Raw genomic sequence first — 24,850 nt, forward strand, 5'->3', positions numbered from 1 at the left:
CCTCGTGTGCGCGGGGGTGGAGGCAATAGAGTTCGGTCATGCAGAAGAAACCGTCGACCACCAGGGCGGCGACGACGATCACCCGGCCGCCGTACGCGCTCGGATCGGTCGACAACGCGCTGCGTCTGCTGCAGATGCTGCGCGACGTGGGCGCCCTGCGGCTGAAGGAGGCCGCCGAGGAACTCGGGACCGCGCCGTCCACCGCGCACCGGCTGCTCGCGATGCTGGTCTACCGCGGGTTCGCGGTTCAGGACGAGCAGCGTGTCTATCACCCCGGGCCGGCGATGGGAGTGGGCCCCGCTCAGTACGGGTGGACCCGGGAGCTGACGGATGTGTGTCGTCCCCATCTGGACGCTCTGGCCGAGCTGAGCGGTGAGACGGTCAACCTCCTCGTCCGCGTGGGCTCGCAGGTACGTTTCCTCTATTCGGCCGAGACGAATTCCATGCTGCGGGTGGGTGATCGGCAGGGGCAGGTGCTGCCCGCCGAACGCACCGCGGGCGGACGGATCCTGTTGGCCGAGTTGCCGCCGGAGACGCTGGAGCAGCTGTACCTGCGGCCGCCGGAGGCGTCGGACGTCGATCCGGTTGCGGCGCCGGGCTACGACGTGGACCGTCGGCTCGACGGGAGCGCGTTCGAGATCTTCCGAGCGGAACTGGAGGCGGCACGAGCCGTGGGCTTCGCGGTGAACGTCGAGCAGACCGAGGCGGGTGTGGCTGCGTTCGGCCTGGCACTGCGCAACGGCCGGCGGCAGGCGATCGCCGCGCTGACCGCCGCGGTGCCGACGGCGCGCTACCGGCAATACCTCGACGGACGTCTGGTCGCGCAACTACGCAGCACCGTGCGGGACGTCGAAGTCGAGATCGCGCACGTCGGCTGAGGCGGGGGTTTCCGCGATCTCGGAATCCCCGAATTGTTCGTAGGGGGTCGATCTCCGTGGTTCCCCTGGCTATCATCGACGATATTGCCGGGGTTTGTCGGGAATCCCCTGTCCGGAACCATTCTCGCGGAGGTCGGAATGACGCTGCCATCCTCGGCGTTCGAACCGCTTCATCAGCACGGGCGATTACGCACGGACGACGTCGATCTCGCCCAGACGGTCGTGTCGGAGGTGTACGAACCGCACGTTCTGGAACCGCGGGGGACGAGTCGCCTGGATGCGCGGTTGAACGCGGTGCAGAACGGGTCGCTCACGTTAGGTTATCTGACTTACGGTGTGGGAGCGACAATCACGCTTCCGCCCAGTGAGCATTGGTATCACGTCAACATCACTCTGTTGGGTGGCAGTCGCGTCTCACGCGGAGACTCGGTTCGGGGTGAGACCACTGCGATGGCGGGGGCGGCGATGCTGGTGCCGCACTGTTCGCAGACGATCGAATGGGACTCGGACACGGCGCAGTTCGCGCTGCGGGTCCCGCGGGTGGACCTCGAAAGTCACCTGGAGAATTTGACGCAGAGTCCCATTTCCGGGCCCATTGATTTCGGCCTCGTGGTCGATTTGAATTCCAATGCGGGGAGGGGATTGCTCCGCTGTGTGGAATTCATGCGTTCGGAATGGGACGACGAAGGAATTCTCGCGCAACGCGATGATTCCCGGCGGCAGTTGGAATCTCTGACGCTCACGAATCTCGTCATGGCGGCGGACGGACCGCACCGGGAGCTGCTCGACCGCCCCTCACCGACGTCCGTTCCCGACGCCCTGCAACGTGCCCTCGACCATGTCCACGACCACGCTCGTACTCTGCCGACCCTCGCCGACCTGACGACGGCGGCCGGCATCGGTGCCCGCACGCTGCAGAATCAGTTCCTCCGGCACCTGGGCCGCACCCCGATCCAGTACATCCGGGACGTCCGACTGCGGGGTGCGCGCGCGGACATACTGCACGCCGCCTCCCCGGAGACCACCGTGACCGATGTCGCGACGTCGTGGGGGTTCTACAACCTCGGCCGCTTCTCTTCTCTGTACCGGGAGACGTACGGGGAGTCCCCGTCGGAGACACTGCGGCGGTGCCGCTCGTGATGCTGCGGCGGTGCCGCTCGTGATGCTGCGGCGGTGCCGCTCGTGATGCTGCGGCGGGGGGGGCGTCGTCCGGTGCGCCGACGCCCCCACCGCTCGCGGCTCAGATCACCTGAACCACGTGCTTGTACTCCTGGAACTCCTCGAGCGCGCGGTGACCGTTGAGGCGTCCGAGGCCGCTCTGCTTGTAGCCGCCTTCCTCGAACTGGTCGACGACCACGGCCCATCCGTTGGTCCAGACGGTGCCGGCGTCGAGGGCGTCCGCCATGCGGAGTCCGCGGGCGCCGTCGCACGTCCACACCGAAGCTGCGAGTCCGTACTGGGTGGCGTTGGCCATCCGGACGGCGTCGTCCTCGGTGTCGAAGACCTCGAACGTCGCGACCGGGCCGAACAGTTCGCGTTGCACGAGTGGGGAGTTCACGTCGTCGACGGCGAGGAGCGCGGGCCGGAAGTAGGCGCCGTTGTCGAGGGCGGGATCCTCGGGCCGTCCGCCCCGGACCAGGATCTCCGAGTCGCCGGCGTGCTCCGCGAGCAGCGCCTCCAGCCGGTCGCGTGACGCGACGTCGATCATCGGCCCCATGTGCGAGGTGTCCTCGTCGCCCGGGCCGACCTTCACTCGTTCGAGTGCCTGGACGAGTGTCTCCCGCACCCGGTCCGCCACCGACCGCTGGACGAGGATTCGGCTACCGGTCATGCAGAACTGCCCGGTGAAGGTGGTGATCCCGGCGACGATGGTGCCCACTGCCGCGTCGAGGTCGGCGTCGTCGAACACGATCATCGGCGTCTTGCCGCCGAGTTCGAGGGACAGGCGCTTGAGGGTGGCGCCGCCGGCCGCCATGATCTCCCGGCCCACGGCGGTGCTGCCGGTGTAGCTCACGGCGTTGACGTCCGGAGAGGAGACGAGCAGTTTCGCGCCGTCGCTGCCGGACTCGGTGAAGATGTTGAGGACGCCGTCGGGCAGGGACGGGCAGTCGGCCAGCAGTTCGGCCAGGCGCGCGTTGACGAGCGCTGTCTGTGCCGCCATCTTCATCACCACGGTGCATCCGGCCGCCAGTGCCGGCGCGAAGGACCGCACCGACAGCACCACCGGTGAGTTCCACGGGACGATGACGCCCGCGACCCCGATCGGCTCGGACAGCAGCATCGAGTAGACGCCGTCACGGACCCGGCCGCCGCGGCCCGAATCGGTGAGGGCCTGTGCCGCGTAGTACCGCAGCTTCGACGGCGTCAGGCTGAGCTCGAAGTCGGCTTCCGGCAGGATCTTTCCGTTCTCGCGGGCGAGCAGCATCGCGAGCTCTCCGGATGCGGCTTCGATCCGGTCCGCCATCTCCTCGAGTACCTTCGCGCGCAGGTGCCGGTCGCGCCGCCACGCATGGGTGACGAACGCGTCCTTGGCGATCCTGATGGCGTCGTGCACCTGCTCGGAATCGGCCTCGTAGTAGGTGCCGAGGGGTTCGCCGGTCGCCGGCGAGTACGACGTTCCGGTCGTGCTCGACGGCACCCAGTTTCCGCCGATGTAGTTGCGGGCCGTATCGGCTCGCAGCGCCGACTCGATCGTGGTCATGTCGTCTTCCTTGTCGCCGGGGTCGAGGCGTCGGGCGCCTGCGACCGGGTGAATCGCACATGGAGGGGGTCGGGCCCGAAGTGGTGCCCGGGCAGGCGCTCGGCCAGCACGGTCAGCTGTTCGACGAACTCGCGCAGGTCGGCGCGTGCCTCGGCCGGGATGTCGTCGGACGCGAAGGTGCGGTCCACGAAGAACGCGCCGTTGGGGGCGGTGAGGGCGCCGAACCAGGCCAGGACGTCCCGCAGGTGCCGCTCCGCGGAGAGGAAGTGGTGCGGGGCGGCCGCCACGGTGAGGATCCCGACGGGCTTGTTGCGCAGCGCCTCGTTGGGCAGGGCATCGACGAGCAGCTTGAGCGTGCCGGTGAACGACCCGCGGAACACCGGGGAGGCGAGCACCACCGCGTCCGCGGCCTGCACGCGGTCGACCGCGTCGTCGCCCCAGAGCGCGACGACAGGATCAGCAGTGGGTTCGGGGCACAGCCGGTCGACGATCCAACCCGGATATCGCGCCCGCACGTCGTCCTCGATCAGGCCGAGTGCGCGCGCGAGCTTGCCCGGGGGTGTCGGGCTCCCGTAGACGGTGAGAAGTTTCATGTCACAACCGCTTCCGGGTCACTGGCGCAGGCCGGCTTCGCGCATGAGCGGCAGCACCCGCTCACCGAAGTACTCGAGTTCCTGGGCGTAATCGAGGAATCCGACCATCATGCCGCCTACACCGGCCTGCTCCAGCTCGAGGAGCTGGTCCACGATCTGCTCCGGCGTGCCGATGAGCGGGTATCCGCCGTAGCCCAGGATGAACCGCTCCTGCATGGCCTTGATCTTGTCGAAGGACCCGCTCTCGGAACCCAGTCCGCCGGACACCTGGCGCGCGACGTCCCAGTCGCCCTGCTCGAGGATGTGGTCGAGAAGTTGCTTGGTCTCCTTCTCGGTGTCGCGGCAGATGATGTTCCCGTAGCTGAGGATGCCGAGGTCGCTACCCTGCTCCCGGGCGATGCCGCGCACGCGTGACGCGGTGTCCTTCGCCTCGGCGGGATCGGAGAACGCGATGAAGTTGAAATCGCATTCACGAGCGCAGAATTCGAGTCCTGCCGGAGAGTTGCCGGCATTCACCAGTACCGGGTACGGCTGCTGGATCGGCTTGGGGGACGAGAACGCGTCCTTGATCTCGAAGAACTCGCCGGTGAAGTTCACTCCCTCGCCCTCGGTCCACATGCGCTTGACGATCTCGATCCACTCGGAGCCGAAGCGGTAGCGGACGTCGTGTTCGCGCTGGGTTCCGCCGAACATCTCCATCTCGGCCTTGTACCAGCCCATGGTCATGTTCAGTCCGTGCCGCCCACCGGAGATGTGGTCGACGGTGACCGACTCCTTCGCGGCCACGATCGGGTGCTTGGTCGGCACGTGAATCGTGGTGAACACCATGATGTTCTCGGTGGCCTCGGCGATGCCGGCTGCCCACGCATGGGTCTCGTAGTTGGAGCCGTTGAAGTTCGTCTCCCCGCCCATGCCGCGGTAGCGCGCCACGGGGAGCATCGCCTCGAAGCCGAGTCGGTCGGCCAGTTGCGCGATCTTCTTGCCGTGTTCCCACGTCAGTTCGTACGTGGTCTCGGCGTGCGTGGCCATGAGCCCGTGGCTGACGTTGGAACCGAAGATGCCGAGCTTCATCCGGTTGTCGTTGAACATTGCGACGCCGCTGGCGCGGCGGGCCTCGAGCAGGTCTTCGTAGCTCATCGTCGGGGTCGACATGTCGTTCTCCTCTGCGGGGGACAGGGCACCGGCCGTTTCGTCGGCCGGCAGGTCGGTGGGGGTGTGCAGGCACGGTAGGCAGGGGGAACGCGCCGGAACTATGCGCGAAGCGCAACGGTGCAGGCCGCTTTGCGCAGCATTCGGCGCAAGTTCCGCACTGCAGAATTGGGTGGGTTTCCACGGGAGTAGCTACGTACGTTGAGGCGGATGTCGCACGCGAGTGCTCACGAGGAGAATCGATGACTGCCGCAGAAACCCACGATCCTGCCCTGGATCAGCTCTACGCCGACTTCGCGACCGAGAACCTCAATCCGTTGTGGACGCAGCTCGGCGATCTGATGCCGATGGCGCCTACGTCGAAAGCCGTTCCGTTCGTGTGGAAGTGGTCCACGCTGTACCCGCTGGCCCAGCGGGCGGGTGACCTCGTGCCCGTCGGTCGTGGCGGAGAGCGGCGGGCGATCGCGTTGGCGAACCCGGGCCTGGGTGGGGTCCCGTATGTGACACCGACACTGTGGGCGGCGATCCAGTACCTGGGTCCACGTGAAACGGCACCGGAACATCGACACTCGCAGAACGCGTTCCGCTTCGTCGTCGAGGGCGAGGGCGTGTGGACGGTCGTCAACGGCGATCCCGTCGCGATGCGCCGCGGCGACTTCCTGTTGACTCCGGGCTGGGCCTTCCACGGTCACCACAACGAGACCGATCATCCGATGGCGTGGATCGATGGACTCGACATTCCGTTCGTGAACTACACCGACACCGGGTTCTTCGAGTTCGGAGCCGACGGAGTCACCGACACCTCGACCCCGGACGTCTCACGCTCGGAGCGACTCTGGGCGCATCCGGGTCTGCGGCCGCTGGTCGGCGTCGATGCGAAGACCAGCTCGCCGATCGCGTGCTACCGGTGGGAGCACACCGATGCCGCACTGCGGGAGCAACTTGCGCTCGAGGGCGAGGGATACCCGGCCACGTCCGAGCCCGGTCACGCCGCCGTGCGATACACGAACCCGACCACCGGCGGCGACGTGATGCCGACGATCCGCGCCGAGTTCCACCGGCTACGCGCCGGCACGACGACCCGCGCCCGCCGGGACGTCGGCTCGGTGGTGTTCCAGGTTTTCGAGGGCGAGGGCCGTTTCCGGCTCGGCGACCGGGCCCACGACGTCGCGAAGGGCGACATGATCGTCGTTCCGTCGTGGGTGCCGTGGGATCTCGAAACCGATCGCGGGATAGACCTGTTCGCCTTCTCCGACGCTCCGATCGTGGAGCGTCTGCACTTCCATCGCACTCATGTTTCCGAAGGAGCCTGATCCTCATGCGTCTCGCCACTCTCCGTCTCGACGGTGGTACCGCGGCCGTTCGCGTCGATTCCGACAGCTCGGCCACCGTCGTCGACGGGTACGCGGACCTGTCGGCGCTGCTGAACGATCCGGACTGGCAGACCGTCGCCGAGAACGCGTCCGGAGCGATCGTCGACCTGGCCGGCGCCGACTACGCGCCGGTGGTGCCGAGTCCCGGGAAGATCGTGTGCGTGGGCCTGAACTACGGCACCCACATCAAGGAGATGGGTCGCGAGCTGCCCGAGTACCCGACGTTGTTCTCGAAGTTCAAGGAGGCGCTCACCGGCCCGTACGACGATGTCATCGTGCCCGCGTATGCGGCGTCGCAGCTGGACTGGGAGGCCGAGCTGGCAGTGGTGATCGGCAGGCCGGCTTATCGGGTGCACGAGGCCGATGCCGAGGACTACATCGCCGGCTACTCGGTGATCAACGACTACACGATGCGTGACTACCAGTACCGCACGCTGCAGTGGGACCAGGGCAAGACGTTCGAGAAGACCAGCGGTTTCGGCCCGGTCCTCGACACCGACTACCGGCTGGGTACGAAGATCGAGACCCGTCTCGAGGGCGAGGTCATGCAGTCGGCCACCACCGACGACCTGGTCTTCACTCCGGTGAAGCTCGTGGAGTACATCTCGCACATCGTGACGCTGCAGCCCGGCGACGTCATCATCACCGGCACCACCGGCGGCGTCGGTCATGCGCGCAAGCCCGCACGCTACATCGGTGACGGGGATACGGTCGAGGTGAGCATCGAGGGACTCGGCTCGGTGCGCAACAAGACCATCGTCGAATAGGAGCGTTTCGTGGGTTTCGACGATCTGGATCTGGCCGAGCGACTGAACATCGCGCGGGAGGGCACCGCGTACTTCGCGCAGAGGCTCGCGGTGCTGTCCGACGCGGACCTGTCGGGTCCGAGCCTGCTCGACGGGTGGACGCGTAAGCACCTCGTCGGGCACGTCGCCTACAACGCCGCCGCGTTGTGCCGGATCCTGGACTGGGCGGCGACCGGTATCGAGACACCGATGTACGGGTCGATGGAGCAGCGAGGACGGGAGATCGAGGAGGGCGCGACGCTCAGCGCGGGCTCGTTGCGGAATCTGTTCGTCGAGAGGGCAGCTCAGCTCGACGAGAAGTGGCGCACGCTGCCGGACGCCGCCTGGGACGCCGAGGTGCGGACCGCGCAGGGACGGATGGTGCCGGCGTCGGAGACAGCGTGGATGCGCAGCCGTGAGGTGTGGATCCACGCGGTCGACCTCGGCAACGGCGGACAGTTCGAGGACTTCCCGGCCATGGTGCTCGACTCGCTCCTCGACGACATCGTCGGGATGTGGCGACGCAAAGGCGACGGTGCCGGACTGGTCCTCGAGGTCGGCGGGCGCAGGCTGGTGGTCGTGCAGGAGGACACGCCGGTCACGGACACCGTCGTCGGACCGCTTGCCTCCGTGGTGCGCTGGGCCGCCGGCCGTGGGGCGATCGGCCTCACCGCCGCTGCCGATACCCGGCCACCGCGCTGGCTCTAGGAGGCTGCGACTCGCAGTGTCGATCCGGCCCCGCTACCGACTCCCCGTCGGCGGCGGGGCCGGACCCGTTTGTCCGCACGGCGCGGACGTTTCGAGGTGGATCATTCCGACGGCGCGGTTATGAGGCCGTCGACGGCGAGTTCGACGTGTTCGCGGATCGCGTCGTCGGACAGGGGTTGGTGGCCGACGATGAGCCGGAAGTACAGCGGGGCGTAGAGCAGATCGAGGATCACATCGGGGTCGGCCTTCTTGATCACTCCGCTCGCGATCGCAGCGCGCACGATCTCGGTGCCGTGTCGGCGCCGGGCGTTGATGTAGCCGTCGCGGAAGGCTTGTGCAACGTCCGGATCGGTCTGGCTTTCGGCGATCAGCGCGCGGATGGCGGTTCCGGTAGGCCCGCGAAACGAGTCGGCCATCTGGATCAAGGACTCGACGATCTGGTCGCGGGTCATCTGTTCGGGGTACGGCAGCGTGTCGCCGGACTTGCTCAGAAACGCGCTCATGATGACTGCGGCGCGGTTGGGCCACCACTTGTAGATCGTGACCTTGCTGACGCGGGCACGTGCGGCGATCGCTTCCACCGAGGTTGCTTCGAGGCCGTCCTCGATGAGTAGTTGGTAGGCGGCATCGAGAATGGCGCGTTCGGAGCGTGGCGCGTTTCGCCGGGGCGCACCACGAACTTCTTGTTCGGCATCCGGGGTTGACATCAGCGGACCGCTCCCTACATGATCTGTACGTTCAGTTCAGTTAGTGACTTGTCACACAGGATAGCGGACATGCGGTCCGCGTCCCATCTCCGGTTGAAGTCCTCGATTCTCACCGAATCGCGACAACCGCACGGTCGGCCGCCTCGACGGGTGTGGCGCCGTGTCCAGACCTCCTCCACTCGTATCCTCCAACAAGGGAGACTGATGACGACTATCCCCTCCATCGATGACTCGATCGCGGCACCGACGATCAAGCGGGTCATGTGGAAGATCCTGCCGCTTCTCGTCGTGTGCTACGTGGTTGCATTCATCGACCGCGTCAACCTCGGCTTCGCCTCGTCGCACTTCCAGTCCGATCTCGGTTTCACTGCAACGCTTTTCGGCTTCGGTGCGGGAATCTTCGCGATCGGGTACTTCATCTTCGAAGTCCCGAGCAATCTGATCCTGCACCGAGTCGGCGCACGCATGTGGATCGCCCGGATCATGGTGACGTGGGGGCTCGTCTCGGCCGGATTCGCGTTCGTGCAGGCGGAGTGGTCGTTCATCGCATTGCGCTTCCTGCTCGGAGTGGCGGAAGCGGGATTCTTCCCGGGCATCATCCTGTACCTGAGCCTGTGGTTCCCCCGTCACGTACTCGGCAGGGCGACCGCGATCTTCATCCTCGGCCTGCCCATGGCGATGCTCATCGGCGCACCCCTGTCGACGGGCATCATCTCGTCGATGCACGACGTTCTGGGTCTGCGTGGCTGGCAGTGGATGTTCGTACTCGAAGGAATTCTTGCCGTCGTGATCGGCGTCGTCGTCTTCTTCGCCATGACGGACGAGCCGAAGAAGGCCTCGTGGCTCACCGAACCCCAGCGCACCTGGCTGATGGGCGTGCTGGCGGCGGAACGCTCGGCCAAGGAGAACGTGAGGCGATACGGCGTCCTGGAGGTTCTGCGTAACCGCAAGGTCTTGGTCCTCTCGGCGTGCATCTTCTGCAACATCACGGCACTTTTCGGCATCACTCTGTGGATGCCGCAGATCATCAAGGGTTTCGGTGGTCTGAGTACGACGGCATCCGGCCTGCTGACCGCCGTGCCGTATCTGTTTGCGGGAATTGCCATGGTGCTCAATGCGCGCCATTCGGATCGCACCGGTGAGCGTCGATGGCACATCCTGGTGCCGGCCACGGTCGGCGCTTGCGGACTGATCCTGGCTGTGGCGGCCCCGTCGCCGGCGTGGGGAATGGTGGGGCTGTGCATCGGCGCGTCGGGCATCCTCAGCTCCAACATCCTGTTCTGGGGCATTCCGTCGATGTTCCTCACCGGAGCTGCGGCCGCTGCCGGGATCGCGATGGTCAATTCCGTCGGCAACCTCGGCGGCTTCGTCGGCCCGTACCTGACAGGGTGGGCGAGGGACCTGTTCGGCAACTTCTCTGCCGGAATGTACGTGCTCGCGGGCCTCGCCCTGCTGTACGGCCTGTCGACCTTCGCGTACCTCACCTTCAACAAGTCGCCCGTCGCCGACGAGCCCAAACCTGTTGCGGTGGAACCCGCTTGACTTTAACTGAACTATACGTACAGTTCATTACATGACTCGGCTCACCTTCGACGGGATTTCTTGGAGGCAGATGTGACCACCACGGATGCGGACTTCACCAGCTTCGACCTTCCGGCCACGCGGATCGCGGAGACCGGACCGATCACGGCCGCCGAGATCGCCGTCCGGCAGGATCTGGCCGCGGCGTACCGGCTGTGTGCTTTGTACGGATGGGACGACCTCATCTACACGCACATCTCGGCGCGCGTTCCGGGAGCCGAACACCATTTCCTGGTCAACCCGCTGGGGTTGGGGTTCGACGAGATCACCGCGTCGAGTCTGGTGAAGATCGACCTCGACGGCAACGTCATCGGGGATTCGCCACACCGGCCGAATGCCGCTGGATTCGTCATCCACGGTGCGATTCACAGCACCCGCGAAGACGCGCACTGCGTCATGCACCTGCACACCGAAGCCGGCATGGCTTTGAGTGTCCTGGAAGAGGGACTGCTGCCACTCACACAGCACGCCATGCGTTTTCACGATCGGATCGGGTACCACGACTACGAGGGCATCGCGCTGACGATGGACGAGCAGCGGCGCCTCGTCGCCGACCTCGGCGACAACGCCGCCCTGATCCTGCGCAACCACGGCACGCTCACGGTCGGACGTAGTGTGGGGCATGCATTCACCGAGACCTTCTATCTGGAGAAGTCGGCCCGCACGCAGTTGCTGGCGCAGGCGACCGGTCGGCCGCTGCGCGTCCCCGACGATGCCCTCAGGGCGTTGACGGTCCGGCAGTGGACCGACGACCTGGGGGTCTCGAACGATCGGGAGTGGCCGCATCTGCTGCGGAAGCTCGATCGGATCGACCCCACCTACAGGGACTGACCCGGTTCCGTGGCAAAGGGACTGCCAACTCGTGCCGCCGGGGATGTCCTCCGGCAGCGACGTTCACGGGAACTTCGGGAGAGAGGATTGCGATGACCAACCCAGGCACTGAGCCCCGCGGTTCGGGGCAACTACGCCGACGCCGGGACGGCCACGCGGTAGTGGTCACCGGTGCGGCCGGCGGAATCGGGGCAGCCGTCGCGCGCCGCCTGGCCACCGACGGCTGGACGATCGTGGCGGCCGACCTCGACCCGGCCGGGTGCAACCCGCTGGTCGAGGAGTTTCCCGGCCGTACCAGCGCGATCGCCCTCGACGTCTCCGATCACGAGGCGGTGGCCGCTGCCGCGGCCACGCTGAAGGCTGCAGGCACCCCGGTGGCGGGCCTGGTCAACGTCGCCGGGGTGCTGCAGGATGTCGAGTCGCTGTTGACTCATGATCCCGAGGTCGTGCGGCGAGTCTGGGACATCGACTACTTCGGCGCGCAGGCCTGCACCCAGGCGTTCGCGTCACTCATGGTCGAGGGCGGTGGCGGTGCGATCGTCAACATCACCTCGATCAACGCTCATCGGCCGCTTCCGTTGCACGCCTACGCCCCTGCCAAATCGGCTTTGGCCACCGCGACCACCATCGCAGCCGGTGAGCTGGGCCGGTTCGGTATCCGCGTCAACGCCGTTGCTCCCGGGTTCACCCTCACCCCGACGCTGCAGGCCAAGCTCGACAGCGGGGCCCGAGACGCCACCGCGATGACCGACCACGCGGCGCTCCGACGGCTGGTGGCACCGGCCGAGATCGCTGCTGCGGTGAGCTTCCTGCTCGGGGACGATGCCGCAGCGATCACCGGAATCAGCATCCCGGTCGACGCCGGCTGGACGGCGACCGCGCACTGGATGGACTTCGGCCAGCAGCTCACGGAGACACGATGACTCATCTGCCCACCTTCTGCGAACACTGGTCACGGGCCGCCTCCGCCCACGGCGACGCTCCGTTCCTCCTGTTCCACGACGACTCCGGCGTCACCGAGTACACGTACGAGGAGTTCGACGACATCGTCGGTCGCACCGCAGGAACCCTGCGGGACCACGGTGTCGGGGCCGGAGCGTCCGTGCACGTCGCGCTGCGGAACAGCCCGGGCTTCCTGGCGATCTGGCTCGCGGTGGCTCGTCTCGGTGCATGGTTCGTGCCGGTCGACCCGGCCTCGTCCCCGCGAGATCTCGCGAACCAGATACGGCGCACGACACCGGTGGTCGGGATATGCGCTGCCGCGCGGGCCGAGACCTATCGCGCCGGCGCCAGCGATGCGGTCCCGATGGTCCTGGAGCTGGGGGAGAATGCCACCGACGTAGCTCTGGGTGGGCCGCTCGTCGTGGGCTCGCCGGTAGCGGATGCTGCGGTGGGTATCGCCCCGTCGGATCGACTTGCTGTGATGTTCACCTCGGGCACCACGTCGGAACCGAAGGGTGTGGTTCTCACGCAGGAGAACTACTCCACGGTGGCGGAGACCATGGCGACGGCCGTCGACCTCGATCCCGAACATCGTTGGCTGGTCACGCTTCCCCTCTTTCATGCCAATGCTCAGTACTACTGCTTCGCACCGGCAATCGCGGTCGGGGCGAGCGTCGCATTGACGCATACATTCTCGGCATCACGATGGGTGCAGCAGGCCCGCGATCTCCGGGTCACTCACGCGAGCCTGTTTGCTTCGCCGATCCGGATGATCCTCGCTCGCTGCGGTGAGAGTCCGGATCCGCTTGCACTGCAACATGTATGGTTCGCCCAGAGTCTGGGTCGTGAGCATCACGAGCAGTTCGCCGAGATCGTCGGCCGTCGTCCCCGGCAGCTCTACGGCATGACCGAGACTGTCGCCGCCGTTACCGGCGACACCAGTGAACCGCTACGCCACGATGTCATCGGTCTTCCGCTCGGCGGACGCCGGGTCGACGTCGTCGACGTGGTGACCGGGCAGGCGACCTCTCCGGGTGAACCCGGGATGCTGCGGGTCCACGGAACCCGTGGTGTGGACCTGTTCTCCGGCTACCTCGACGACCCCGAGACGACTGCTCGCGGATTCACCGACCAGCCCGATGGCACCAGCTGGTTCCACACCGGAGACCTGGTCGCCGCGGACCCGGAGAGCGGAGCGATGCGCTTCGTCGGCAGGGCGGACGACGTCATCAAGGTCTCGGGCGAGAACGTCAGTCTCACCGAGGTCGAGTCGGTGATCGCGCAGGCCCCAGGGGTGTTGGAAGCCGCCGTCCTCGCTCAACCCGACCCGATTCGGGACCAGGTTCCGGTGGCCTACATCGTGGCCAGGCAGGCGACGCCGCGTCTCGATATCGCCGCGCTCGCGGACTGGGCCGCGGCCAACCTCCCGCCCGCCGCGCGTCCCCGGGACTGGCACCTGATCGACGAGCTCCCACGAACGAGCGTCGGCAAGGTCCGTCGTTTCCGGATCGGACGGTGATGGAGCCGAGGCGGTCGGGCGCAATGCCGCCGCCGGGCACACTCGTGAATCGAGCGCCCCTCCGGGAACCGAACGTCGGTCCGTGACACACACAGGAGAGATCTCCTCATGACGAATACTGCAGATTCCGCCCTCGGCCTTCTCGGCGTCGATCTCGACGGCCAGAAAGTGGTGATCGTGGGCGCCGGCGGTATCGGCTACGAAATCGGCCGGGTCTGTGCCGCACTGGGGGCACGCTTGACGCTGTTCGACGTCGCCGAGCCGGATCCGACGGTCTTCGAGTCCTTCGCGAACCGGGACAGACATCAGTGGGTCGTTGCCGACATCACCGCTGCTGCCGAGCAACACCGCATCGTCGATCACTGCGCGGATGCGGACGCGCTGGTGATCACCAGCGCCGTCTGCCCGGACGAGACCCTGATCGACCCCGAGGACGACGACGCCTGGACGGACAGCTTCCAGCGGGTCTTCGCGATCAATACCGCTGCGCCCATGCGGATCTGTCAGCGCGTTCTGCCCGCCATGGCGGAGCGTGGACGGGGACGCATCGTGCTGGTGAGTTCCCTCGGTAGTCGCAACGGCGGGCTCCTGTCCGGCGCTCAGTACGCCGCGAGCAAGGGTGCGCTCAATTCGCTCGTGCGGTGGCTGGCGATGCGTGCCGCCCCGGCAGGCGTGAGTGTCAACGCTGTCGTCCCCGGCGCGACCGAGACCCCCATCCTCGGGGGCCGTCCGATCGACGCGTCCCGTATCCCGGCCGGTCGCATGGCGCAGCCGATCGAGGTGGCGCGCGCCGTCGCGTTCCTCGCCAGCCCGGCGGCCAGTTACATCCACGGCGCCAGCCTCGACGTCAACGGTGGGGCGTGGATGGGCTGAACGTCGCGGAGCTGCCGGGATTGCGGCGGGTGCGTGAAGAGGGAGTATTCACCGAGTCGAGCGCTCGAGGCGATGGTTCGCGACGCGAGCTCGGGTCGCGCACCGAGGTGTGCAGTATCGCTGGGGCGCCCGGCGTCCGGTATCGATGAAGAAGTCGTCGCACCCGGGTGCCTCGCACGTGCCCCACGCGCACGATTCCTTCTCGCTGAGCCAGAGTCCGAGCGCGAACGCGGCCGTCGAGGCGAACCATTGCGCACGGTTCGACGTGTCGGAGCGCAGATGCATCGACCACGGGCGCCCTGGAAGTTGGACGAGCTGCGGGTGGGCCGGATAGCGGTTCAACGTGGTGTTGATCCGCCGGACGGCCGTGTCGGGTTCCCGAGCGGCGAGTATGTCGACGATGTCGTCGATGGCGGCACGGAGTTCGGTGGCATCGCCCCGGTTCGGCAGCGTGGTGCCCGGTGAGGAGTGTCGGTCGACGAGAGTTTGGAAGTCGTCGACCGAGAGATCCGGGTCGTGTCGGTACGCGTTCGCGACGTCGACGACGAACCGCAGGCCGCGAGGATTGTCGCCGCGCAGATCCACGTTCAGCTCCTTCGGAAAAAGAGTGGACAACTACCGGTCACTGTAACGTAAATTTTATTTGAATGGCGTTACAAGGTCGGAGGGTTCCGGGTCTGTGTGGACCCCGGTGGAAGGAGGGCGTGAATGCGTCGTCATACGAATGGTGTCGTCATCGTCGGGGGCGGTCCGGTCGGGCTGGTGTTGTCGATCCTGCTCTCCCGCAGGGGTGTCAGGAATGAGCTGGTAGAAACGCGCTCGCGAACGTCGGTGCACCCGAAGGCGCGTGGGATCTCGGCTCGGTCGATGGAGGTGCTGCGCGGGATCGGACTCGAGGACCGGGTGAGGTCGGCCGGGTTGCCTGCTGAACACGTGTCGATGTTCCGCGGATCGACGCTCGTCGCGCCCGATTTCGTGCGCACGACCGTGGACACGGGGGTAGGCGACCGAGCGGTCACCCCCGCACCCGGGGTGATCTGCTCGCAGGACGTCCTAGAGGCGATCCTGTTCGTGGAAGCGCGCGAACTTGCCGGGGATCGAATCCGATTCGGTACGGAGTTCGTCTCGTTCACCGAGGACCGTGACGCTGTGTCCGTCGAACTGCGGGACGTGGATACCGGCGCCCGTTCACTCGTCGAGGCCGCGTACTTGGTGGGCTGCGACGGCTCGCGCAGTGCCGTCCGGCGCCGGTGCGACATCGCGATGGACGGCGAGACCGGGCTGGGGCACTACTTCAGCGTCCGTTTCCGCGCGCCGTTGGGCGCACTCGTCGCCGACAGGGCCAGTGTGTCCTACTTCCTGACCCCGCCCGGCCGGGGTGGGTTCATGGCGATCGACAACGACACGGACTGGATCTATCAGTACCCCTATGACCCTGAGGTCGAGGATCCGACGGCCTTCGAGGAATCTCGTTGGCGCGAGATCGTCCGTGCCGCTGCCGGTGTCGACGACCTCGACGTGTCGGTCGTCGACACGTCGGCGTGGCGGATGGACGCCACCCTGGCCTCCGCGTACCGACACGGAAGTGTGTTCCTGGCCGGCGATGCGGCCCACGCCGTTCCGCCGACCGGCGGGCACGGGATGAACGTCGGAATCGGCGACGCCGACAACCTGGCGTGGAAACTTGCCGCCGTCCTCTCCGTCGGGGCCGGTGATCGACTCCTGGATACCTACGAGACCGAGCGCAGGCCCATCGCCAGGCAAGTCATCGACGTCGCCCTGGGCAACGCCGGCGCCCGCGGCGGGTACCGCATCGACGACGAACTCCTGCTGACTGCGCGGTACGGGTCGGATGCCGTCGTCGGTGCCGCCGTCTGTGCGGGCTCGTCGATCGACCCCGGCGGATACACGCCCTCGGGCCGGCTCGGGCAGTTACTTCCGCATGTGCGCCTGACTGGGTCAGCGGCGCGTTCGACCCTCGACATGATCGGCCTCGGGTTCACCCTGATCCACGGTCCCGGCGCGGGTGCGCAGTGGAGCAAATGTATCGACGACACTGCCCGACATGGTTTTCCGATCGCGGGGTCGGTCCCGTCCGACGAGACATGGCACCGGCTCCGGAGCCGGTGCGGGCTCGCGGATGCCGGTGCCATTCTGGTGCGCCCCGATGGGCACATCGCCTGGCGCGCCGAGGACTCCGGGGCCGGTGACACGTTGACGGCGGCATTGGCCTCGCTGCTCGCAATGACCTCGTGAGATCAGCGCGCCGGCGGAACGTGCCCGGTGACGATGCGGTGGATGAGCCGGGCCGCGGTGCGGGCGGTGCGGTTGTCCACATCCAGAGCCGGATTGAGTTCGGCCACGTCGACGACGGCGAGCTTTCCGCTCGCGCTCACCCGATCGCACACGTGCTGGATGATCTCGAGCGGCACCCCGTAGGCGGCCGGTGCACTGACACCGGGCGCGACACCGGCGGGCAGCACGTCGAGATCGATCGTCAGGTAGACGATGTCGACGTCGTCGAGGAAGTCGGTGAGGAACTCGTCGACCCGGGCCCGATCGGCCACGCCGCAGTGATCGTCCAGCAGGTACCGGACACCGAGGCGGTGCGCGGTGTCGAACAGGACGTTGGTGTTGCTCGGCTGGCTGATGCCGATCACGTCGTAGCGGTGGCTGGTGCCCGCGGACTGCTCGGCCTCGGCGATCTGCCGGAACGGCGTGCCGGAGCTGGGGATCGGGTCGCTGCGCAGGTCGAAGTGGGCATCGAGGTTGAGGATGCCCAGGCGCGGGCGTCGGCCGCGGAGCTGCGAGCCGGCGACACCCAGATAGGTGCCGTACGCGACCTCGTGGCCACCGCCGAGGACGACGGGCAACCGTCCCGCATCGATTGCTGCCGTCACGGCGCGCCCGAGGGCGGCCTGGCCGGCCTCGAGCTCCTCACCCGTCACGGCGACCGTGCCGGCGTCGGCGAGCGGCAGCGGTTCGGCGAGCGCCATGGAGGCGAGAGCGCCGCGCAGCGCATCGGGGCCCGCGGCGGCGCCGCGTCGTCCCTTGTTGCGTCGGACGCCCTCGTCGCTCGCGAAGCCGATCAGCACGCTGCCCGTGCCCGGCTCGGGGGAGTAGGGCGCGATGGCCTGGTGCCAGCGCAGGTGCTCCGGGGTGTCGCCGTCCGTGCGGCCGGACCACGACGCGGGGGCGATGTCGACGACGATCTCGTGGCTCATGCGACACCTCCGACAGACGAACCGGCCAGCACGCCGTCCTTGAAGACCTCGCGGATCAGCGGCACACCCGGCCGGTAGGCGAGGTGCAGGTACGACGGTGCATCGAGCGCGATCGCGTCGGCTCGCGCACCGATCCGCAGGCTGCCGACGTCCTCGCGCTGCAGTGCACGGGCGCCGCCCGCGGTCGCGGCCCACACGGCTTCGGCGGGCGTCATGTGCATGTCCCGGACGGCGATCGCGATGCAGAACGGCAGGCTCGTGGTGTAGCAGGTGCCGGGGTTGCAGTCCGCGCCCAGCGCGACCGTGACACCGGCGTCGAGCAGCGCGCGAGCACCGGGGTACTGGTTGCGGGTGGAGAAGTCCGCGCCCGGCAGCAGGGTCGCCACCGTCGAGCTACCGGCGAGCGCGTCGATGTCCGCGTCGGTGACGTAGGTGACGTGGTCCACCGAGGCGGCACCCATCTCGACGGCCAACTGGACACCCGGGCCCTCACCGAGCTGGTTGCCGTGCACGCGGGGGATCAGGCCGTGCGCGACGCCTGCGCTGAGGACGGCGCGGGACTGTTCGAGGGTGAACGCGCCACGCTCGCAGAACACGTCGATCCACTTCGCGTACGGGGCGCACGCCGGGATCATCTCGTCGACCGCCATCGCCACATACTCGTCGCCGCGGCCGGCGTACTCGGGTGGCGGGACGTGCGCGGCCAGCAGCGTGACCTCGTCGGTGAACCGGCCCGCGACCTGCACACTGCGCAGCTCGTCCCGTGTGCTCTGGCCGTAACCGCTCTTGATTTCCACGGTGGTGCTGCCCGAGCGCAGCGACTCGTCGAGCAGGCGGCGCACGTTCGCGGCGAGCTGGTCGTCGCTCGCGGCCCGCGTCGCCTCGATCGTGGTGCGGATGCCGCCGGCGGCGTACTTCTCGCCGGACATGCGAGCCGCGAACTCCTCGGCCCGCTCGCCCGCGAACACCAGGTGCGAGTGGCTCTCGACGAAGCCGGGGAGCACGGCCCGTCCGCCGAGATCGAAACCGGTGTCGGCGGCCGGGGCGTCCGCGGAGTCACCCACCCACGCGACCACGCCGTCCTCGAACACCACCGCTGCGTCGTGCCGGACACCCAGCGCTCCGTCGCCCAGCGAGGGGTCGTTCGTGACGAGGGTGCCGATGTTCGTCAGTGCGGTGGTCCGGGGACCGGTCGTGGTCACGTGAGGCTCCTAGGTGACTTTCGAGAGGGGGAATCGGTGATCGGTGACCGGGATCAGACCCGGCTGTCGACCATCGCGGTGTGGGCGGGGTAGATCATCGCGGCCGGCGGGTTGTTGGTCCGCTTGGCGACCGGATAGTAGATCGCGCCGGTCAGGACGATGCCGACGATCCACGAGATGTCCGCGCCGCCGAGCATGTCGGTGATGGGGCCCGTGTACATCTTCTGCGCGAGGAACGGGATCTGGGCGAGCACACCGACGGCGTAGACGACCAGGGCCGGGACGTTCCAGGCTCCGTAGCGCCCGTTCGGGTCGTACAGCGCCGGGATGTCGATGCGTTCCTTCGAGATCAGGTAGTAGTCGATCAGGTTGATCGCGCTCCACGGCGTGAACACCATGAGCAGTACCAGGACGAAGTTCTTGAAGTTGTCCAGGAAGTCCGCGCTCGCCGCGATCGCGATGAGCATCGAGACGACGGTGAAGCCGAGGATGTAGAACGAGCGGGCCTTCGTCGAGATCTGCGACCGGCCGTCGAACGCGGTGACGGTGGTGAGGATCGACATGAAGCCGCCGTACGCGTTGAGGACGTTGACCGTCAGCTTGCCGGTCACGATCACCAGGTAGATCAGGAACGCGATGATCGCCGGACCGGCGAGATCACCCATGAAGCCGACCTGGTTGCCGAGGAAGGCGTCGCCCGCGACGGCCGCGACGAGCGCGCCGAAGGTCATCGACCACTGCGATCCGAGGACGCTGCCGAGGAAGGTCGACCAGAACGTGGTGCGCTCGCTGGTCTCACGGGGCAGGTAGCGGGAGTAGTCGGCGACGTAGGGGCCGAACGTGAGCTGCCAGCCGGCGCCGAGGGAGATCGCGAGCAGGAACGTCACGACGTCGAAGTCGACGATGCCGACGTAATCGAAGACGTCGTACTCGAGGAACAGTCGGACGGCCAGGTACGTGAAGCCGACGATGCCGACGACGGTCGCGACGCGGCCGACGATGTGGATCAGCTTGTAGCCGGTGACGGCGACGAACGCGGTGAGCAATCCGAAGATCACGATGCCGACCGCGGCGTTGTCGATGCCGAGCACCTTGTTCACGGCCTGACCGGCCAGGACCGTGCCGGTGGCCGCGAAGCCGAGGTACATCAGGATCACGAGCACGAGGGGCACGACCGCGCCCTTGACGCCGAACTGGGCGCGACTCGAGATCATCTGCGGCAGGCCCATCCGCGGGCCCTGCGCCGAGTGCAGTGCCATCACGGCACCGCCGAATACGTTGCCGATCAGCAGGCCGATGATGGCCCACAGTGCGTCGGCGCCGAAAACGACAGCGAGGGCACCGTCCACGATCGCGGTGATCTGCATGTTCGCGCCGAACCACAGCGTGAACTGGCTGCGAGGGGTGCCGTGGCGCTCGTCGTCGGGGACGACGTCGATGGTGCGTCGTTCCGGGGTGAGGAGCACCTCGGATGTGCTGCCGTCGTGTGTCATTGGGCCTGCTCTTTCTGCGGTGACCGCACCGTGCGGCGGGGTCGACTTCCGGGGGTGATGCCCACCTTCTTCATGCTTGTGCGCTGGATCACGCCATGCCAGTGGGAAATGTATAGGCCTGTATATACAGGTCTGTCAACATCCAGGTTTGTATCCGGATTGTTTGCCCAGGTCGTCGGTCAGAAGCCCTTCCCGGGATTCATCAGACCGAGCGGATCGAACGCGGCCTTCACCGCGTGATGGATGTCCAAACCAGCCTCTCCCACTTCGAGCGCCATCCAGCGTCGCTTCAACACTCCGACGCCGTGCTCACCTGTCAGCGTGCCACCCAGCTCGAGCGCGCGCCGGAACACCTCGTCGGCGGCCGTCCAGACGGCATCCGGGACCGACCCGTCCGCGAGGCGATCGAACACGAACGTCGGGTGCACGTTGCCGTCGCCGGCGTGCGCGACGGTCATCACCGTGACGTCGTGTCGGCGCGAGATCTCCTCGATCGACTCGACCATCTCCGGCAGCCGTGATCGTGGTACCCCGACGTCCTCGACCAGGCACTGGCCGAGGCGTTCGGCCGCCGGGTACGCGAGCCGGCGGATCTCGAGCAACTGGGCCGACTCGGCGGGGTCCTGGGAGACCGCGACGAAGTCGGCGCCCGCCTCGGTGAAGTGGCGTTCGATCGCGGCGGCGGCCTCGTCGGCGTCCGGGCCGTCGGCCTGCGCGATGAGCATCGCCTCAGTGCCCGACTCGAGGCCGATGCGCTTCCACTCGTCGATCGCGACCAGGGTGGCCCGGTCGATCAGTTCGAGCAGGCTCGGTCCGATCCCGGCGCGCACCACCGCGGCGACGGCGTCCGCGGCCGCCCGCAGCGACGCGAAGCTGCCGACGATCGTCGCGGGCTCGCGGCGCGGCCGCGGGCGCAGGCGCACGGTCGCGCTCGTGACGATCCCGAGGGTGCCCTCGGAGCCGACCATCAGCCCGGTGAGGTCGTAGCCCGCGACCCCCTTGACGGTGCGGTGCCCGGTCCGCAGGATCCGACCGTCGGCCAGCACCACCTCGAGACCCAGCACCGAGTCCCGCGTGACGCCGTACTTGACGCAGCGCAGCCCGCCCGCGTTGGTCGCGATGTTCCCGCCGATCGTCGAGATCTGGTAGCTACTCGGGTCGGGGGCGTACATCAGGCCGTGCTCGGCGGCCGCCCGGTCGAGGTCGGCGTTCACCACGCCGGCCTGGACCACCGCCAGCTGGTCCGCGGCGTTCAGCTCGACGATGTCGCGCATGGCCGCGGTGGACACCATCAGGCAGCCGTCGATCGCGGTGGCGCCGCCGGCCAGGCCCGAGCCGGCGCCGCGGGGGACCACCGGAACACGATGAGCGGTGGCCCATTTCATGGCGGCGGCGACGTCCTCGGTCGAGTTCGCGATCAGCACCGCGAGCGGGCGACCGGGGATCGCGAGGTGCGCCTCGTCCCGGGCGTAGGCGTCCATGACGTCCGGGTCGGTGACGAGTCGGCTCGAGCCGAGGGCGTCGGAGAGGGCGGTGAGAGACATCGGGTTCCTCGTATCAGTTCTGTCGGTCTGCGGTGAAGGCATCGACGGCGGCGAGCACAGCGTCCTCGGCGTCGCGGTCGCCGACGGTCACCCGCACGCCCTCTCCGGAGAACGCTCGCACAGACACTCCGTGCGCGACGCAGGCGGCATCGAGGGAAGCAGCCTGGTCACCCACCGGGATCCAGACGAAGTTTCCTCCGCTGGCGGGGGTTTCGATGCCCCGGTCGGTGAGTCCCGTGCGCAGGTGCCGGCGTCCGACCCGCACCGACTCCACGATCCGGTCGGTGTGTCCGGGGTCGGTGAGCGCGGCGCACGCCGCGGCCTCGGCGACCGAACTGAGGCCGAACGGCGGGGCGGCGGCGTGCAGGGGAGCGGCGACGGCGGAGTCGGCGATCGCGTAGCCCACGCGCAGGCCGGCCAGGCCGTACGCCTTCGAGAACGTCCGCAGCACCACCACGTTCGGGTACTCGCGCAGCAGTTCCACGCCGTCGACCTGCTCCTCGGCGAACTCGCGGTACGCCTCGTCGAGGATCACCAGGACATCCGAGGGCACGTGGTCGAGCAGTCGCCTCAACTCGGTCTCGGTGAGTTCTGTGCCCGTCGGATTGTTCGGATTGCACACCAGCACCGCGCGGGTGCGGGGCGTCACCGCGGCGATCATCGCGTCGACGTCGTGCCGCTGCTGCGCATCCAACGGAACCGGAACCGCTGTGGCACCGGCGATCCCGATGAGGATCGGGTACGCCTCGTAGCTGCGCCACGCGTGGACCACCTCGCTGCCCGGCCCGGTGAAGGCCGTGAGGACCTGCTGCAGCAGTGACAGCGACCCGGCGCCCGTCAGCACCGCGTCGGCCGGGACGGACAGCCGCTCGGCCAGCGCCGCGACGAGGTCGTCGGCGAACAGCGTCGGGTAGAGGTGGCCGTGTGCACCGGCGCGGGCGATCGCCTCGACGACGGCCGGGGACGGCGCGATGGTGGATTCGTTGCTCGACGCGCGCCAGCGAACCGTCGCCGCGCCCGAGGCCTTCGAATACGCGGGCAGCGCGTCGATCTCGGGCCGGGCCCGGGGCAGACTGACAGTGCGGGTCACTGCAGGGCGCCGATCTCTTGCTCGGCGGCCGCCACCAGTGTGCCGGACGCCGCGAGCGCGACGGCCCGATCGATCTCGGGGGCGAGGAATCTGTCGGTGCCCGGACCGGGAACGCTTTCGCGCAGGGCTCGGACCACGGCACCGGTTCCGGGTGCGGGCTGCAGCGGGGTACGCAGGTCGATACCTCGTGCTGCGGTGAGGATCTCGATCGCCAGGACCCGGGTGAGCCCGTCCACGGCGCGGCGCAGCTTACGGGCGCCGGACCAGCCCATCGAGACGTGGTCCTCCTGCATCGCGGACGACGGGATGGAGTCGACGCTCGACGGTGCCGCCAGCCGCTTGAGCTCGGAGACGATCGCGGCCTGCGTGTACTGCGCGATCATCAGTCCGCTGTCCACGCCGGGATCGTCGGCCAGGAACGGCGGCAGACCGTGGTTGCGGGCGACGTCGAGGAACCGGTCGGTCCGGCGCTCGCTGATGCTCGCGACGTCGGCCGCGACGATCGCGAGGAAGTCGAGGACGTAGGCCACGGGGGCGCCGTGGAAGTTGCCGTTCGATTCCACCCGGCCGTCGAGGGTGACGACGGGATTGTCGACCGCCGAGGCGAGTTCGCGGTGCGCGACCGTGCGGGCGTGCTCGACGGTGTCGCGCGCACCACCGGCCACCTGCGGTGCGCAGCGCAGCGAGTAGGCGTCCTGCACGCGGGTGTCCTCGGGGCCGGCGTGGCTCGCGACGATCGGCGAATCGGCCAGCAGCCGAGCCATGTTGGCGGCGGCCGCCGCCTGTCCGGGGTGAGGGCGCAGTGCCTGCAGGTCGGCGGCGAACACTCGGTCGGTGCCGAGCAGGCCCTCGACGCTCATCGCGGCCGCGATGTCGGCCAGCTTGAGGAGGTGGTCGAGATCGGTCACGGCGAGCGCGAGCTGGCCCAGCATGCCGTCAGTGCCGTTGATGAGGGCGAGCCCCTCCTTCTCGGCCAGGACGACGGGGGTGAGCCCGTGCTCCGCGAGGGCGTCGGCGGCGTCGAGCAACCGGCCGTCGGCGGTGCGGACGGTTCCCTCGCCGGTCACCGCGAGCGCGACGTGCGCGAGCGGCGCGAGATCGCCGGAGCAGCCGAGGCTGCCGAACTCGTGGACCACCGGCGTGATCCCGGCGGTGAGCAGGTCGGCGTAGGCCTGCGCGACCTCGGGGCGCACGCCCGTGCGTCCGGTGGCGAGCGTGGACAGGCGCAGCAGCATCAGTGCGCGCACCACCTCGCGCTCCACCTCAGGGCCCGACCCGGCGGCGTGCGAGCGGACCAGGCTGCGCTGCAACTGGGTCCGCAGCTCCTGCGGAATGTGCCGGGTGGCGAGCGCGCCGAAGCCGGTCGAGACGCCGTACACCGGACGCGGGTCGACGGCGAGGTCCTCGATGCGCTTGCGTGAGCGGGTGATCTCGGCGAGCGCGCCGTCGGTGAGGCGCACCCCGTGACCGCGGCGTGCGACGTCGACGACGTCCTGGATCGTGACGGGTCCGAGTCCGACCTCGACGAGGTCGGTGGACTGTGTGGTGAGGGTCATGAGCGCTCCGAAGGCAGGGACGGCTCGGCGGTCTCGACGGATCGGCGGCCGTGAAGTTTGTGTCTCGTATACGAGACCACAGTCTCGTATGTAAGACAATA

The 24,850-nt window shown here is 68.0% G+C and carries 22 protein-coding genes; 11 read left to right on the plus strand and 11 right to left on the minus strand.

Annotated features, from left to right (window positions below; translation table 11 throughout):
• The first annotated feature begins 38 nt into the window (after window positions 1-38).
• Window positions 39-878, plus strand: a complete 840-nt coding sequence (locus tag AC1RIF_RS18555; protein WP_492602838.1) for an IclR family transcriptional regulator — start codon at window positions 39-41, stop codon at window positions 876-878.
• A 138-nt stretch (window positions 879-1,016) separates the two neighbouring features.
• Entirely contained in the window at window positions 1,017-2,018 is a 1,002-nt protein-coding gene (locus AC1RIF_RS18560; protein ID WP_492603137.1) for an AraC family transcriptional regulator, read from the plus strand.
• Window positions 2,019-2,118: 100 nt separating this feature from the next.
• On the opposite strand, the gene AC1RIF_RS18565 is transcribed toward AC1RIF_RS18560, so the two are convergent.
• Genes AC1RIF_RS18565 through AC1RIF_RS18575 form a run of 3 tightly spaced genes read right to left on the minus strand, consistent with a single transcriptional unit; the run spans window position 2,119 to window position 5,324 of the window.
• Window positions 2,119-3,579 (minus strand): aldehyde dehydrogenase family protein, encoded by a 1,461-nt coding sequence (locus AC1RIF_RS18565; RefSeq protein WP_492602839.1) that lies wholly within the window; start codon window positions 3,577-3,579, stop codon window positions 2,119-2,121.
• Window positions 3,576-4,172 carry an NADPH-dependent FMN reductase gene (locus tag AC1RIF_RS18570; protein ID WP_492602840.1) on the minus strand — a complete coding sequence of 199 codons (597 nt, stop codon included), beginning with the start codon at window positions 4,170-4,172 and terminating at the stop codon, window positions 3,576-3,578. Before AC1RIF_RS18570 ends, AC1RIF_RS18565 begins: the two co-directional genes overlap by 4 nt.
• A gap of 18 nt (window positions 4,173-4,190) precedes the next feature.
• A complete protein-coding gene (locus AC1RIF_RS18575; protein WP_492602841.1) occupies window positions 4,191-5,324 on the minus strand; it encodes an LLM class flavin-dependent oxidoreductase in 1,134 nt (377 codons plus the stop codon).
• 239 nt (window positions 5,325-5,563) lie between these two features.
• On the opposite strand from AC1RIF_RS18575, the gene AC1RIF_RS18580 reads away from it, so the two are divergent.
• From AC1RIF_RS18580 to AC1RIF_RS18590, 3 genes are read left to right on the plus strand one after another with little or no spacing between them, the layout of a single operon-like run.
• On the plus strand, window positions 5,564-6,634 hold the full coding sequence (locus AC1RIF_RS18580; RefSeq protein ID WP_492602842.1) for a cupin domain-containing protein: 1,071 nt from the start codon (window positions 5,564-5,566) through the stop codon (window positions 6,632-6,634).
• A 5-nt stretch (window positions 6,635-6,639) separates the two neighbouring features.
• The gene (locus AC1RIF_RS18585) at window positions 6,640-7,461 is read left to right on the plus strand and encodes a fumarylacetoacetate hydrolase family protein (protein WP_492602843.1); all 822 of its coding nucleotides are present in this window, start codon (window positions 6,640-6,642) and stop codon (window positions 7,459-7,461) included.
• A gap of 9 nt (window positions 7,462-7,470) precedes the next feature.
• Window positions 7,471-8,187 (plus strand): maleylpyruvate isomerase family mycothiol-dependent enzyme, encoded by a 717-nt coding sequence (locus AC1RIF_RS18590; protein WP_492602844.1) that lies wholly within the window; start codon window positions 7,471-7,473, stop codon window positions 8,185-8,187.
• Between the two features lie 101 nt (window positions 8,188-8,288).
• On the opposite strand, the gene AC1RIF_RS18595 is transcribed toward AC1RIF_RS18590, so the two are convergent.
• Window positions 8,289-8,894, minus strand: coding sequence for a TetR/AcrR family transcriptional regulator (locus tag AC1RIF_RS18595; RefSeq protein WP_492602845.1), 606 nt, complete (start codon window positions 8,892-8,894; stop codon window positions 8,289-8,291).
• A 204-nt stretch (window positions 8,895-9,098) separates the two neighbouring features.
• On the opposite strand from AC1RIF_RS18595, the gene AC1RIF_RS18600 reads away from it, so the two are divergent.
• From AC1RIF_RS18600 to AC1RIF_RS18620, 5 genes are all read left to right on the plus strand, one after another.
• Window positions 9,099-10,436: an MFS transporter gene (locus AC1RIF_RS18600; RefSeq protein ID WP_492602846.1), complete on the plus strand. Its 1,338-nt coding sequence runs from the start codon at window positions 9,099-9,101 to the stop codon at window positions 10,434-10,436.
• Between the two features lie 72 nt (window positions 10,437-10,508).
• The gene (locus AC1RIF_RS18605; protein ID WP_492602847.1) at window positions 10,509-11,306 is read left to right on the plus strand and encodes a class II aldolase/adducin family protein; all 798 of its coding nucleotides are present in this window, start codon (window positions 10,509-10,511) and stop codon (window positions 11,304-11,306) included.
• Window positions 11,307-11,398: 92 nt separating this feature from the next.
• Complete coding sequence (locus AC1RIF_RS18610) at window positions 11,399-12,229, plus strand: SDR family NAD(P)-dependent oxidoreductase (RefSeq protein ID WP_492602848.1); 831 nt, start codon at window positions 11,399-11,401, stop codon at window positions 12,227-12,229.
• Window positions 12,226-13,767, plus strand: coding sequence for a class I adenylate-forming enzyme family protein (locus AC1RIF_RS18615; protein ID WP_492602849.1), 1,542 nt, complete (start codon window positions 12,226-12,228; stop codon window positions 13,765-13,767). Before AC1RIF_RS18610 ends, AC1RIF_RS18615 begins: the two co-directional genes overlap by 4 nt.
• 108 nt (window positions 13,768-13,875) lie before the next feature.
• Complete coding sequence (locus AC1RIF_RS18620; protein WP_492602850.1) at window positions 13,876-14,640, plus strand: SDR family NAD(P)-dependent oxidoreductase; 765 nt, start codon at window positions 13,876-13,878, stop codon at window positions 14,638-14,640.
• A 48-nt stretch (window positions 14,641-14,688) separates the two neighbouring features.
• Here the strand turns inward: AC1RIF_RS18620 and AC1RIF_RS18625 are convergent, their stop codons facing one another.
• On the minus strand, window positions 14,689-15,225 hold the full coding sequence (locus tag AC1RIF_RS18625; RefSeq protein ID WP_492602851.1) for a CGNR zinc finger domain-containing protein: 537 nt from the start codon (window positions 15,223-15,225) through the stop codon (window positions 14,689-14,691).
• 123 nt (window positions 15,226-15,348) lie between these two features.
• On the opposite strand from AC1RIF_RS18625, the gene AC1RIF_RS18630 reads away from it, so the two are divergent.
• Window positions 15,349-16,896: an FAD-dependent monooxygenase gene (locus AC1RIF_RS18630; RefSeq protein ID WP_492602852.1), complete on the plus strand. Its 1,548-nt coding sequence runs from the start codon at window positions 15,349-15,351 to the stop codon at window positions 16,894-16,896.
• A 2-nt stretch (window positions 16,897-16,898) separates the two neighbouring features.
• On the opposite strand, the gene hutG is transcribed toward AC1RIF_RS18630, so the two are convergent.
• The 6 genes from hutG to hutH all read right to left on the minus strand — a co-directional run bounded on the left by hutG (window position 16,899) and on the right by hutH (window position 24,749).
• Entirely contained in the window at window positions 16,899-17,864 is a 966-nt protein-coding gene (gene hutG, locus AC1RIF_RS18635) for a formimidoylglutamase (protein ID WP_492602853.1), read from the minus strand.
• A complete protein-coding gene (gene hutI / locus AC1RIF_RS18640) occupies window positions 17,861-19,066 on the minus strand; it encodes an imidazolonepropionase (protein WP_492602854.1) in 1,206 nt (401 codons plus the stop codon). Before hutI ends, hutG begins: the two co-directional genes overlap by 4 nt.
• A 53-nt stretch (window positions 19,067-19,119) precedes the next feature.
• Window positions 19,120-20,559, minus strand: coding sequence for a purine-cytosine permease family protein (locus AC1RIF_RS18645; protein ID WP_492602855.1), 1,440 nt, complete (start codon window positions 20,557-20,559; stop codon window positions 19,120-19,122).
• A gap of 179 nt (window positions 20,560-20,738) precedes the next feature.
• Entirely contained in the window at window positions 20,739-22,103 is a 1,365-nt protein-coding gene (locus AC1RIF_RS18650; RefSeq protein ID WP_492602856.1) for an FAD-binding oxidoreductase, read from the minus strand.
• Between the two features lie 13 nt (window positions 22,104-22,116).
• Window positions 22,117-23,193 carry a histidinol-phosphate transaminase gene (locus AC1RIF_RS18655; protein WP_492602857.1) on the minus strand — a complete coding sequence of 359 codons (1,077 nt, stop codon included), beginning with the start codon at window positions 23,191-23,193 and terminating at the stop codon, window positions 22,117-22,119.
• Window positions 23,190-24,749 carry a histidine ammonia-lyase gene (gene hutH / locus AC1RIF_RS18660; RefSeq protein WP_492602858.1) on the minus strand — a complete coding sequence of 520 codons (1,560 nt, stop codon included), beginning with the start codon at window positions 24,747-24,749 and terminating at the stop codon, window positions 23,190-23,192. The genes AC1RIF_RS18655 and hutH overlap by 4 nt, the downstream gene beginning before the upstream one ends.
• Between the last annotated feature and the right edge of the window lie 101 nt (window positions 24,750-24,850).

The sequence above is a fragment of the Prescottella sp. GW823-FHT02E09 genome, assembly GCF_058797375.1.